Origin of the sequence: Gilliamella sp. Occ4-3, assembly GCF_001690675.1 — a bacterium.
Taxonomy (GTDB): Bacteria; Pseudomonadota; Gammaproteobacteria; order Enterobacterales; family Orbaceae; genus Gilliamella; species Gilliamella bombi.
The window spans coordinates 150,697-164,450 of the sequence record NZ_LZHR01000073.1 but is presented as its reverse complement, the minus strand read 5'-3'; the positions used below and the strand labels follow the sequence as shown (position 1 = coordinate 164,450).

General features: G+C 34.5%; 12 protein-coding genes. All 12 read left to right on the top strand.

The genetic code is table 11. The annotated features are described in order from the left end of the window. Positions 1 to 107 precede the first annotated feature (107 nt). The 12 genes from zwf (at position 108) to murG (ending at position 13,661) form a co-directional block, all read left to right on the top strand. Positions 108 to 1,568 carry a glucose-6-phosphate dehydrogenase gene (gene zwf, locus A9G44_RS08655; protein WP_065610446.1) on the top strand — a complete coding sequence of 487 codons (1,461 nt, stop codon included), beginning with the start codon at positions 108 to 110 and terminating at the stop codon, positions 1,566 to 1,568. Positions 1,569 to 1,581: 13 nt separating this feature from the next. Next, a complete protein-coding gene (gene pgl, locus A9G44_RS08650) occupies positions 1,582 to 2,280 on the top strand; it encodes a 6-phosphogluconolactonase (protein ID WP_065610444.1) in 699 nt (232 codons plus the stop codon). A gap of 255 nt (positions 2,281 to 2,535) precedes the next feature. Further along, a complete protein-coding gene (gene mraZ / locus A9G44_RS08645) occupies positions 2,536 to 2,982 on the top strand; it encodes a division/cell wall cluster transcriptional repressor MraZ (RefSeq protein WP_065610442.1) in 447 nt (148 codons plus the stop codon). Positions 2,983 to 2,997: 15 nt separating this feature from the next. Then, positions 2,998 to 3,933, top strand: a complete 936-nt coding sequence (gene rsmH / locus A9G44_RS08640; RefSeq protein ID WP_065610440.1) for a 16S rRNA (cytosine(1402)-N(4))-methyltransferase RsmH — start codon at positions 2,998 to 3,000, stop codon at positions 3,931 to 3,933. Next, positions 3,926 to 4,306: a cell division protein FtsL gene (gene ftsL / locus A9G44_RS08635; RefSeq protein ID WP_080702296.1), complete on the top strand. Its 381-nt coding sequence runs from the start codon at positions 3,926 to 3,928 to the stop codon at positions 4,304 to 4,306. The genes rsmH and ftsL overlap by 8 nt, the downstream gene beginning before the upstream one ends. Next, on the top strand, positions 4,306 to 6,084 hold the full coding sequence (ftsI, locus tag A9G44_RS08630) for a peptidoglycan glycosyltransferase FtsI (protein WP_065610438.1): 1,779 nt from the start codon (positions 4,306 to 4,308) through the stop codon (positions 6,082 to 6,084). Before ftsL ends, ftsI begins: the two co-directional genes overlap by 1 nt. A gap of 9 nt (positions 6,085 to 6,093) precedes the next feature. Then, complete coding sequence (gene murE, locus A9G44_RS08625) at positions 6,094 to 7,647, top strand: UDP-N-acetylmuramoyl-L-alanyl-D-glutamate--2,6-diaminopimelate ligase (RefSeq protein ID WP_081298302.1); 1,554 nt, start codon at positions 6,094 to 6,096, stop codon at positions 7,645 to 7,647. Beyond that, positions 7,644 to 9,017, top strand: a complete 1,374-nt coding sequence (gene murF / locus A9G44_RS08620; RefSeq protein ID WP_065610436.1) for a UDP-N-acetylmuramoyl-tripeptide--D-alanyl-D-alanine ligase — start codon at positions 7,644 to 7,646, stop codon at positions 9,015 to 9,017. The genes murE and murF overlap by 4 nt, the downstream gene beginning before the upstream one ends. Positions 9,018 to 9,021: 4 nt before the next feature. After that, a complete protein-coding gene (gene mraY / locus A9G44_RS08615; protein WP_065560405.1) occupies positions 9,022 to 10,104 on the top strand; it encodes a phospho-N-acetylmuramoyl-pentapeptide-transferase in 1,083 nt (360 codons plus the stop codon). Between the two features lie 22 nt (positions 10,105 to 10,126). Beyond that, the gene (gene murD, locus A9G44_RS08610) at positions 10,127 to 11,461 is read left to right on the top strand and encodes a UDP-N-acetylmuramoyl-L-alanine--D-glutamate ligase (protein WP_065610434.1); all 1,335 of its coding nucleotides are present in this window, start codon (positions 10,127 to 10,129) and stop codon (positions 11,459 to 11,461) included. Then, a complete protein-coding gene (gene ftsW, locus A9G44_RS08605; RefSeq protein WP_081298301.1) occupies positions 11,458 to 12,609 on the top strand; it encodes a cell division protein FtsW in 1,152 nt (383 codons plus the stop codon). The genes murD and ftsW overlap by 4 nt, the downstream gene beginning before the upstream one ends. Then, positions 12,609 to 13,661, top strand: coding sequence for an undecaprenyldiphospho-muramoylpentapeptide beta-N-acetylglucosaminyltransferase (gene murG / locus A9G44_RS08600; RefSeq protein WP_065610432.1), 1,053 nt, complete (start codon positions 12,609 to 12,611; stop codon positions 13,659 to 13,661). Before ftsW ends, murG begins: the two co-directional genes overlap by 1 nt. The last annotated feature ends 93 nt before the right edge of the window (positions 13,662 to 13,754 follow it).

Here is a 13,754-nt window from a genome sequence, read left to right as displayed (position 1 = left end):
GTAAATAAAGGATAATGCCTATTACTATGATTTATCCTATTAATCGGGTGTACACCAACCATTCAACATAATAGAATAATTACATTATACCATCGTAGGAGAAAACCATGTCTGATATCCCAGCTTGCGATTTAGTTATTTTTGGTGCTAAAGGGGATTTGACAAGACGTAAATTATTACCGTCTTTATACCAATTAGAAAAGTACGGAAAACTACCTGAACAAACAAAGATTTTAGGCGTAGGGCGTGCTGATTGGGATCATGTTGCTTATTGTGAGGTAGCAAAAGAAGCGCTAATCTCGTTTATGCCGGAATCGTTAGACGATAATATTTGGCAACGATTTAGCCAACGATTGGACTTTCATAAACTAGATGTTAATGATAGTGCTGGTTTTGAAGGATTGAAAAATAAACTTGATTTGAATCATCCAGCTATTTTCTATTTTGCAATGCACCCAGGTGCTTTTGGGACTATTTGTCAAGGTTTAGCTGCTGCAGGATTAAATCAATCGCAAAACCGCATTGTGATGGAAAAACCACTTGGAACAGATCTCAACTCATCTCGTGAAATCAATGATTCAGTGGCTAAGTTCTTTAACGAATCACAAGTTTATCGTATTGATCATTACTTAGGTAAAGAATCAGTATTAAACCTATTAGCCTTACGATTTGCTAATACAGTGTTTGCGTCATTTTGGGATCGTAATTCTATCGATCATGTTGAAATTACGGTAGCTGAACAAGTAGGTATTGAAGGGCGTTGGGGATATTTTGATAAGGCCGGTCAAATGCGTGATATGGTACAAAACCATTTATTACAAATATTAACCATGATTGCCATGTCCCCACCTGCTAATCTTGAAGATGATAGCTTGCGTAATGAAAAAATAGCTGTACTTAATGCGCTTAGACCAATTAACAAATCCAATATTCGTGAAAAAGTAGTTAGAGGACAATATACAGCAGGTTTTGTTAATGGTGTTAATGTGCCGGGATATTTAGAAGAAGATGGCGCAAATCAAAAAAGTAATACCGAAACATTTGTTGCAATTCGAGTTGATATTGATAACTGGCGCTGGGCAGGTGTTCCTTTTTATTTACGTACTGGTAAGCGCTTACCAAGTAAATGTTCTGAAGTTGTAGTTTATTTCAAACCATTACCGCTTAATTTATTTAGTGAATTTTATCTAGAATTGCCACAAAATAAATTGACGATTCGTTTACAACCTGATGAAGGTATGGATATTGAAATCCTAAATAAAGTACCAGGATTGGATAGTAATCATAATTTACAAACCACTAAACTTGACTTAAGTTTCAGCGAAACTTTTCACCAACAAAGTGCTGATGCCTATGAGCGTTTATTACTTGAAGTTATGCGTGGGCGTCAAGCATTATTTGTTCATCGTAATGAAGTTGAAGCTGCATGGAAATGGGTTGATTCAATTATTAGTGCATGGGAATCAGAAAATGATGCCCCAAAAACCTACCAAGCCGGAACTTGGGGACCAGTCGCATCCGTTGCCTTAATCACTAAAGATGGGCATTCATGGCACGAATTTGAATAAAGGAAAAATAACTATGTTTACGTTAAATAAATATCAAAATAGTCAATTATTGATCGAAGATTTAACCTCACATATCGTCAATGAATTAAAACAGGCCATTGTACAAAAAGGACATGCTTCAATTGCGGTTTCTGGTGGTAAAACACCTATTCCATTATTTGTTTCACTAAGTCAACAAAATATAGAATGGAGCCGAGTTTTTATTACGTTGGTGGATGATAGATGGGTTGATGATACTGATGATGCTAGTAACGAAAAGTTAGTGAACACTTATCTATTACAAAATAATGCTAAATTGGCTAATTTTGTTGGTTTAAAAAACAGTTGTAATAATCCATTTGATGGTGCAGAAGTTACAGATAAACTTTTAGATAAAGTTCCGATGCCATTTGATGTAGTGATTTTAGGTATGGGAGAAGATGGGCATACTGCCTCATTATTCCCAGGCGCTGCTAATTTGGCTAACGGTTTAGATATGAAATCTGGACGGAAAGTTGTTGGTATGACACCATTAACAGCACCACTAGATCGTATTACATTAACATTGCCAGCTATTTTAAATAGCAAAAATATCTACCTACATTTAGTTGGTGAAAGCAAATTGCGTGTATTAGAACAAGCCGAAAAAGATAATGATGTTAATCAAATGCCTATTCGTGCTGTTTTGCAGCAGGATAAAGTTAATATAACTGGTTTTTGGACCGTATCTTAAATTTTCTTCATTTTTGTTTGCCGACTTACGTCGGCAAATCCCCCCTCCTTAATTTCCTTATACCAGCAATTTATTTTCTACATAAAAAACCTAGAAGATGCTTTTAAATCATTTATAAATTAATTATTCAAATACCTATTAATTTATTAAATTTTGTGGTAAAAAGTGGGGTTAAGTGGTAAAAATGGGTGTTTTTATTAACATATTGATTTTTATTAATTAAAATTTAAATAAATTATAAAGAAAAATACTTTTATGTTTAGTGGTGCAATTTCAATTAATTTAGATAATAAAGGGCGATTAGCTATTCCTACTCGCTACCGAGAGTTTTTATCTGAAGGTATGGTTTGCACAATTGGTTTATACGACCCATGCCTGACACTTTATTCAATGTCCGAATGGAAATGTATTGAACAACAACTTGCAACATTATCAGCTATTGTTGAAACTGAACGTAGAATAAAAAGATTGTTATTGGGGTATGCAACTGAGTGTCTAATGGATAATTCTGGACGAATTTTATTGTCATCTACATTGCGTACTTATGCAAAATTAGAAAAAAATACAATGTTTGTTGGTCAATCTAATAAATTTGAAATTTGGGATGAGACAAGTTGGTATCAACAAATTAATGATGATATTACCGCATTATCAAGCGATATTGAAAACTTATCAGATAATTTGAAAAGTTTAACTATTTAATAAGAGTAAAGATTGATGGATTATCAACATACGACGGTTTTATTAAACGAAGCTGTGAATGCATTAAATATAAAAAAAGATGGCATTTATGTTGATGGTACTTTTGGGCGAGGAGGTCATTCTCGTTTAATACTTGAACAACTTGGTACACAAGGACGATTGATTGCTATTGATCGTGATGAACGTGCAGAGCAAGCTGCGTTACAGATAACAGATCCTCGATTTACTTTTATTCGTGGTGAATTTTCTAATTTATACCGATATATTGAAGAGTTAGAATTATTGGGTGAAATTGATGGTGTCTTGTTAGATCTAGGTGTTTCATCACCACAACTTGATGATCCTGACAGGGGATTCTCTTTTATGCGTGATGGACCTCTTGATATGCGCATGAATACTAGCAAAGGTTTAACTGCAAGTGAATGGTTACTTAGCAGTGATGAAGACGATATTTCATGGGTATTAAAGACATTTGGTGAAGAGAAATTTGCCAAACGTATTGCTCGATCGATTGTCGAGCAGAATAAAATTTCGCCGATTACTCGTACCTTAGAGTTGGCTAATTTAATTGAAAAAGCTACACCAAAAAAGGATAAAAATAAGCATCCAGCTACACGTAGTTTTCAGGCTATTCGTATTTATATTAATAGTGAGTTGGAAGAAGTCGAGCAAGTGCTAAATAGTTGTTTATCAGTGCTTGCCAATCAAGGAAGATTAGCGGTTATTAGCTTTCATTCTTTAGAAGATAGGATTGTAAAACAATTTATTAGTAAACAGAGTAAAGGTCCAGATTTACCAGCTCGATTACCATTAACTGAACAACAAATAAAAAAATATGGTGGTGCTAAATTAAAATCCCTTGGCAAAATTAAACCTCAAACTATTGAAATTAATAATAACCCGCGTTCCCGAAGCGCAATATTAAGGGTAGCAGAAAGGAAAAATGAATAACCAAAACAATGATTTTTTTCTAGATAAAACTTATATTGATAAAAATTTTCAAAAAAGACCGAGTAAAAGCTTGTTTGGTGTAATTATTGGGGATTTATTTAGGCATCAAAAAATTTCATTGTTATTACTTGTGATGATTATTATTTCTGCTGGTGCAGTATTAATAACAACGCAACAGATTCGTAAACAGTTATTTGAACGTGAGCAACTTTTATTAGAACAAGATGTGTTAGAAAGCGAATGGCGGAATTTAGTTATTGAAGAAAATGTACTTGCTGATCCAAAACGTGTCGAAGAGAAAGCTAGAAATCAATTAGGTATGTCTTATGTGACACAGCAAAATGAAACAGTCATTGTAATAAAGAGTAAATAATGAAACCTGCCACTAAATATAAAAAAAATAAAACTAAAAAGGTTGCAAAAACAAATAAAAATAATAGGTTAAATGGTAAAAGACAGTTTTTTACACCGAATCGTTTTTATATTATATATGGACTTATTATTTTAGCGATTATTTGTCTTATGGCTCGAATGGCATTATTGCAAATTATTGAACCAGATAAACTGATTGCTGAAGGTAATAAGCGCTCACTTCGTCACCAAGAAATTGATGCACCAAGAGCCATGATCACCGATCGTAATGGGCGTGCGTTAGCAGTAAGTGTACCGATGTTTGATGTTTGGGCAGATCCTAAAATTGTTGTACAAAAAGGTGGTGTTAAAGCTGATGATATTAGATGGCAAGGATTAGCGCAAACGTTGAATATCCCAATGTCAACGCTAAAGCAAAAATTAAATAATCCATCAATGAGATTTGTTTATTTGTCTAAGCAAGTAACACCAACAATATCTGACTATTTAAAAAAACTAAAGTTACCGGGGATATCGTTTGCTAAAACATCTAAACGTTATTACCCTGCGGCAGAAAATATAGCTCAATTAATTGGTTTAACAGATATTGATGCAAATGGTGCTGAGAAAGGTTCTGAGGGTATTGAAAAAAGCTTTAATAAATGGTTAATAGGTGAATCGGGGCAAAGAGTTGTAAGACGTGATCGACTAGGTCGTGTTATTGAAGAATTAGAACGGACAGAAACAGAAACAGCATCAGATTTAATATTAAGTATAGATGAGCGTTTACAATCACTAGTTTATAGCGAACTTAGTCAAGCGGTTCAATTTAACAAAGCGGATAGTGGAACAGCTGTATTGGTTGATGTGCATACTGGTGAGATTTTAGCGATGGCAACCAGCCCATCTTATAATCCAAATAATCGCTCATCAATTGATTATAATTTATTGAGAAATAGAGCTGTTACTGATGCGTTTGAACCAGGCTCTACGGTTAAACCGCTAGTTGTAATGGCTGCCTTAGAAAAGAAAATTGCTAACTTAAATACTATTATCGATACTAGACCTTTTTATGTTAATCGTTATGAAATTAAAGATGTGTCATATCAAAAAACACTTAATTTGGCAGGTATCTTAGAAAAATCAAGTAATGTTGGCGTAAGTAAGCTAGCTTTACAAATGCAACAGGATGATCTTGTAGAATTCTATAGTCGATTTGGATTAGGTCAACCAACGGAATTAGGTTTAGGTGGTGAAGTTAGTGGTTCAATTGCAGCCGATAGAACCAGAAAATGGGCTGATATTGAGCGAGCAACATTTGCGTTTGGATATGGATTAACTGTTACCCCATTACAATTAGCAAGAGCTTATGCAACTATCGGTAGTTATGGAATTTACCGACCTGTATCAATTTTAAAAGTCACAGAACCTGTTAAGGGTAAACGTGTAGTTTCTGAAAAAGATGCTAAAACAGTTGTTCAATTAATGGAGGCTGTAGCTGTTACTGGTGGAGGAACTAAAGCATCGGTTCCTGGCTATAGTGTTGGAGTTAAAACAGGAACAGCGAAAAAATTATCTGGTGGACGGTATGTTAATCAATATTTAGCTTATACCGCAGGTATCGCTCCAGCAACAGCACCAAAGTATTCACTAGTTGTTGTTATTGATAATCCTAAAGCTGGCCAATATTATGGTGGTTCAGTTTCTGCACCTGTTTTCAGTCGTATTATGGGCGGTGTGCTTAGGACGATGAATGTGAAACCCGATCGCCAAGTTGATGGACAAATGATTATTTATTAGTAGGTGAAAATGCTAGCAACAAACTCGTTTAAAACATTATTGGAATTATTAGGTGGAAGATGTAATTTAAAATTAGATGATTTTCCACTTAATCATTTGCGTATAGATAGTCGCAAAGTAGGAAAAAACGATGTTTTTATCGCTATCAAAGGTCATACAGTTGATGGTCAAGCATTTATTCCACAAGCTATTTCAATGGGTGCAGTTGTTATCTTAGTAGAAGCAAGTAGAAAATCAAATGACTTAAAAATTGACTATATTAGGCATGAAAATAAATCGATAATTCCACAAATTAGTGTTTTCCAACTTTCACAGCGTCTATCCTTGATTGCTAATGAGTTTTATCATTCTCCATCAAAAAAATTATCTGTTATTGGTGTGACAGGAACCAATGGGAAAACAACTGTTAGTCAGCTTATTGCCCAATGTTTAACATTATTGAATGAAAAAACAGCACTAATGGGAACTATTGGTAATGGAATTTATAATGAACTTGAGCCATCAGTTAATACAACGTTATCAGCAGTAGATGTGCAAACCTTATTAGCCGAATTTGTAGAGAAACAGGTCAAAGTTGTAACGATGGAAATTTCTTCACATGGGCTTGCTATGGACCGGGTTAAAGGACTAAATTGCGCAGCTACTGTATTTACCAATTTAAGTCGAGATCATCTTGATTATCACAAAACAATGAGTAGATATGCAAAAGCAAAATGGTCGTTATTTAGCCTTGATGAAAAAGAAAAACAAGTTTTAACTGCTGGTAAATCAATTATTAATTATGATGACAACTATGGTAAAAGATGGATTGAAAAACTTCCACAAGTGACAGCTGTATCATGTCAAACAAAATCATTACGTCGACTCAAGGCGTTAAATATACCTTACGTTGGTGTATCAATGATCGAATATATTGATAAAGGTGCCCAAATTCATATGGAATCAAGTTGGGGAAATGCCATTATTAATAGTCGATTGCTAGGTGAATTTAATGTTTCTAATTTGTTATTAGCCATAGCTACACTTTTAACATTGAACTACCCATTTTTTGCTGTTGTTAATATGGCTTCTTTTTTGACTCCAATCTGTGGGCGAATGGAGGTTTTACATGTAAAAAATAGCCCAACGGTTATTGTTGATTATGCACATACTCCAGATGCGTTACAGAAAGCTTTGCAAGCTAGTCGAATTCATTGTAAAGGTTCTTTATGGGTGATTTTTGGATGTGGTGGCGATAGGGATACAGGAAAAAGACCTTTAATGGCTGAAATCGCAGAACAATTTGCCGATAAAATTGTTTTAACTAATGATAATCCACGTACTGAAGATGAAATGAAGATTATTCACGATATCCAACAAGGTTTAAATCATACCGATAATGTAAACATAATTACCAATAGAGTGCTGGCTATTACGCAAACATTAAAGCAGGCTAAGCCTAATGATGTCATTTTAATTGCAGGTAAAGGGCATGAGGACTATCAAATAATTGGTAATACCAAATATCACTATTCAGATCAAGAAACAGTGAAAAAACTTCTAGGAGTAGAGAATCAATCATGATTCCATTAGAAATTGAGCAAATAAAAAAAATAGTTAATGGTGAATCTTATTACATTCAAGACGAAAGTGCTGTGATTGATACAATTTGCACTGATTCACGAAAAATAATAAAACAATCGCTATTCATCGCGCTTGTTGGAAATAATTTTGATGGACATGCTTTTGCTGAACAATCTATTAAAGATGGTGCTATAGCCGTGATCGTCGATCATAAACTTGATAAGCCCATACCACAGATTGTTGTTAAGGATACTCGCTTGGCTTTAGGGGGAATCGCTAATTTTATCCGGCAGCAAAGTACAGCTAAAATTGTTGCGCTTACAGGTTCATCAGGTAAAACGTCAGTTAAAGAAATGACTGCGGCAATATTACAACACTGTGGACAGACCCTTTATACACAAGGCAATTTCAATAATGATATCGGGGTGCCATTAACGCTGTTACGCTTAACTAAACAAGACCAGTTTGCAGTTATAGAATTAGGCGCTAATCATATTGGTGAAATTGCCTATACTACAAATTTTGTTAAACCACAAAGTGCTTTAATTAATAATATTGCAGAAGCACATATAGAAGGTTTTGGATCACTTGAAGGTGTAGCAAAAGCTAAAGGCGAAATCTTTCAAGGATTGCTTGATGGTGGTATTGCTATTATTAATTTAGATAGTTGTTCTGATAAATGGTTTACTCAGTTAGTAAACAAAACAGTTTGGACTTTTTCGTTAACGAACCCTTCTGCTCAATTTTATGCTAGTAATATTCAACACGAAAAAAATACAACATTTACATTACATACACCTAAAGGTGAATGTGAGATTATGTTATCGCTAGTTGGGAAGCATAATATTTCAAATGCTATCGCAGCATCAGCTTTAGCACTTTCTGTCGGAGCAACTTTTAATCAGATCCAGCAAGGCTTAGCCTCTTTAACGCCTGTAAAAGGCCGGTTATTTCCAATAAAATTAAATCAAACCCAATTAATTTGGGATGATACTTATAATGCTAATGTTGGATCGATGTCAGCGGCTGTCAAAGTCTTGGCAAAACAACCTGGTTATCGGATTTTAGTCGTCGGTGATATGGGAGAGCTAGGACCAGAAGCTGAAAAATATCATTGCCAAATAGGTGAGCTTGCTCATGATGAAAAAATTGATTGTGTAGTAAGTGTAGGCAAATTAAGTCAATTTATTAGCCAGTTTAGTGGCGTGGGTCACCATTTCAATAATAAACAAGATGCAGTGAATTATCTATTAATGCTGTTACGCCAACAACCAAATTTGACAATGTTAGTTAAAGGGTCGCGTAGTGCAAAAATGGAAGAAGTTATCGAAAAAATTCAAATTGAACAACTCAAAATGAGTCAGGATTAAGATTATGTTACTTTGGATATCGGAATATTTAGTTAAACATTTTACCTTTTTTAATGTTATCTCTTATTTAACAGTAAGAGCTATTTTAGGTTTATTAACCTCGTTAGCAATTTCATTATTTTTGGGACAAAAAGTCATTGACTGGCTACAAAAATTACAGATTGGTCAAGTTATTCGTCATGATGGACCTGAGTCTCATTTAAGTAAAAAAGGAACACCGACTATGGGAGGGACGCTAATTTTAGCCTCAATTTCCTTATCGGTATTGCTATGGGCAGATTTACGCAATCCTTATGTTTGGGTAACTTTGTTTGTTTTAATTGGTTATGGCATTGTTGGCTTTGCTGATGATTATTTAAAAGTGATTCGTAAAAATAGTGCTGGATTAATTGCTAGATGGAAATACTTTTGGCAATCGGTTATTGCATTAATTGTTGCTTTTGGTCTTTATGTTTATGGCAAAGATAGCACGGTAACAGTACTTGTTGTGCCATTTTTTAAAGATGTAATGCCTCAATTAGGACTATGGTTTATTTTATTAACTTATGTAGTTATTGTTGGGGCAGGTAATGCCGTTAATTTAACAGATGGACTTGATGGATTAGCAATTATGCCAACTGTTTTTGTAGCTGCTGGTTTTACGCTTGTAGCATGGGCTACAGGGAATGTCAATTTTGCTGCTTATTTGAATATTCCTTATATCAAATTCAGCGGAGAGTTGATGATTGTTTGTACTGCAATTATTGGAGCTGGACTTGGTTTTTTATGGTTTAACACATATCCGGCGATGGTTTTTATGGGAGATGTTGGATCGCTAGCTTTAGGTGGCGTGTTTGGAATTATTGCTGTTTTATTACGACAAGAATTTTTATTACTGATTATGGGTGGAATTTTTGTTATTGAAACTTTATCCGTAATTTTACAAGTAGGATCATTTAAATTACGGGGTAAAAGAATTTTCCGTATGGCACCAATTCATCATCACTATGAATTAAAAGGTTGGCCAGAACCGCGTGTTATTGTGCGGTTTTGGATAATTTCATTGATGTTAGTTGTAATAGGTTTATTAACTTTGAAATTACGTTAATAAAAGATATTAGGAGCAAATCATGGTTAGCTATCAAGGAAAAAATGTCGTTATTATTGGCTTAGGTGTCACAGGACTTTCTTGTGTAGACTATTTTCTTGCTCAAAATGTTATACCTAAAGTTATTGATACTCGTAAGTCGCCATCAGGGATGGAACAATTAGACAAACGTGTTGCTTGCCATTTAGGGGAATTAAATGTTGATTGGTTGCTTGATGCTGATTTAATAATAGTCAGTCCAGGAATTGCTTTATCAACACCTGAACTACAACAGGCAGCTAAAAAAGGTATTGAAATTATTGGTGATATTGAACTATTTTGCCGTGAATTGAATCAACAAAATAGTAAGCAAATTGTAGCCATTACAGGTGCAAATGGTAAAACTACAGTAACAACATTAGTTGGTGAAATTATTAAGTCGGCAGGTATTAAAGTCGCTATTGGTGGTAATATTGGGCAGCCAGCATTATCGTTATTGAATCAAGTTTACGATGTATATGTTCTTGAACTGTCTAGCTTTCAGCTAGAAACAACTCAGAGTTTAAAAGCTACAGTTGCAACAATCTTAAATATTTCAGAAGATCATATGGATCGTTATCCTCTTGGATTAATGCAATATGTTGAGGCTAAGCAACGTATTTATCATAATGCCAAGTATTGTGTAATTAACCATGATGATAAGTTAACTATTCCGACTGACCGACAAAAAAACTGCGTTTCATTTGGTGTGAATAAAGGGGATTATCATTTAGATTTCCTCTTTGAACATTTGATTGCACAAGAGCAGCCAGTAGTAGCGACTAACATAATGAAACTGGCGGGATGCCATAATTATCTTAATGCGTTAGCAGCTTTAGCTATAGTTGATAAACTGAAAATTTCACGGGAATTCAGTATAGCAACAATTATTTCATTTCATGGCCTATCACATCGTTTTGAGTTAGTGTTGGAAAGAAATGGTGTGAAGTGGATTAATGATTCCAAAGCAACCAATGTAGGTAGTACAGAAGCAGCATTAAATAGCGTAGTTTGCAAAGGGAAATTATTTTTATTATTAGGTGGGGATGGAAAATCAGCGGATTTTTCGCCATTGATCCCTTTTTTTGAAAACAGAAATCTAGAAATTTTTTGTTTTGGGCGTGATCGTTTTATCCTTGCTAAGCTAGCACCTCATATAACAACTGTAACTGAAACATTGTCAGATGCAATGCAAGTTATTGCTCAAAAAGTTGAACCAGATGATGTGGTTTTGCTTTCTCCAGCATGCGCAAGCTTAGATCAGTTTAAGAATTATATTGAACGCGGAAAACAGTTTTCACAACTTGCTGAACAATATATTCAAAGGAGTACAAAATGACACTCTTTTGGTTAAAAAAACAGGTTAATCCCCACATACCATTTGACAACCAGCTACTTTGGACTGTGTTAGGTTTAATGATCTTCGGTTTGATCATGGTGACATCTTCTTCAATGGCATTTAATGAAAGCGATCCTTTCTTTTATACACAACGAGAACTTATTCAGTTAGGACTATCATTATTTTTAATGTTTATTACGTTTTATATTCCAATGCAACGTTGGCAACAGTTTGCTTCTGTTTTACTTATTATTGCTATTATTATGTTAATCGTTGTGTTAGGTATTGGTTCTTCGATTAATGGAGCATCTCGTTGGATACCTCTAGGAGTATTCAATTTTCAACCTGCAGAACTTTCAAAATTAGCGCTATTTTTATTCTTAGCTGGTTATTTATCACGTAAATCTGAAGAAGTACAAAGTGGCTTTTGGGGGTTTTTTAAACCAATGGTTGTTATGACTATACTTTCTATTTTGTTACTTAAACAACCAGATTTAGGTACTGTTATTGTTTTATTTATGGTCACTATTGGCATTTTATTTATTGCAGGTGCGCAATTGTGGCAATTTATTGCTATTTTGCTAACGGGAGTTGGCGCAGTAATTTGTTTGATTTTGTATGAGTCTTACCGCTTGACACGACTGTTAACCTTTCTTGATCCTTGGCAAGATGCTACAGGTTCAGGTTATCAATTAGTCGCCTCATTAATGGCAATTGGTAATGGAGGCGTTACTGGGCAAGGTATGGGAAATTCTGTACTGAAATTAGGTTATTTACCCGAATGTCATACTGATTTCATTTTCTCAATTATATCAGAAGAGTATGGATATATAGGTGTAGTTGCTTTATTGTCATTACTTTTCTTTCTAACATTTAAGGCGCTTGCAATTGGTTATCGAGCACTGAATGAAAATTCATTGTTCTCTGGTTATTTAGCTTGTGAAATCGGGATATGGTTTGGTTTTCAAACATTTGTAAATGTGGGTGTTACATCTGGTATGTTGCCTACTAAAGGATTAACACTACCATTTATTAGTTATGGTGGATCAAGTCTTATTGTGATGAGTATTGCAACAGCAATATTACTCCGAATTGATTTTGAATTTAGACAACAACAAGCCCAAGCAAGAATAAGGTTAATAAAATAATGAAAAAATTATTAGTTATGGCAGGAGGAACTGGGGGGCATGTTTTTCCGGGTATTGCTGTGGCGCAATATTTAATGAAGCAAGGCTGGCAGGTAAGATGGTTAGGAACTGCCGATCGAATGGAAGCACACTTAGTTCCTGAAAATGGTATTGATATTGATTTTATCGAAATATCAGGGCTACGAGGCAAAGGTGTTATGGCATTATTAAAAGCACCTTATAAAATTTTAAAAGCAGTTTTACAAGCTAGAAAAATTTTAAAAACTTATCGCCCTGATGTTGTTCTAGGTATGGGAGGATATGTTTCAGGCCCAGGGGGAATAGCAGCAAAAACACTTGGCATACCGGTTGTAGTACATGAACAAAATGGTATAGCAGGTTTAACCAACAAATATCTAGCTAAGATAGCGGTTAAAGTTTTACAAGCATTCCCTACTGCTTTTCCTAAGGCTGAAGTAGTTGGCAATCCTGTTCGTAGTGATCTTTTAACTGTAGCAAAACCTGAAGAAAGATTCAAAGATCGTGATGGGCCAATTAGAGTATTAGTCATGGGAGGCAGCCAAGGAGCTAAAGTTATTAATGATATTGTGCCTAAAGTGATAACAAAATTATCCGATAAATATATAGTATGGCATCAAACAGGTAAAGGAATGTTGAATTCCGTAATTCAGTCATACCAAAATTGCGATATGACCAATAACAAAGTGACTGAATTTATCCAAGATGTTGCAGATGCATACAATTGGGCAGATATTGTAATTTGTCGTAGCGGAGCATTAACCGTTAGTGAAATTGAAGTAGTTGGTATTGGTGCTATTTTTATTCCGTTTATGCATAAAGATCGTCAGCAATTTTGGAATGCAAAATCACTAGCAGATATAGGTGCTGCTAATATTATCGAGCAACCTGATTTTAGTGCTGAATCGCTATCCAATTTGTTATGTAATTTGAACCGTGACAAATTAATTGAAATGGCAATAAAAGCTAAAAGTTTATCTATTGTGAATTCCACAGAAAAAGTAGCAGAAGCCCTTTATTCGGTGATAAAATAATACTTTTCTGACATAAATTTATGTAATATTTTTGTCAAAATGTTTCAGGTTAGATATATGTTTGAGTCAATGATTCATTTGAGCAATAAAAAA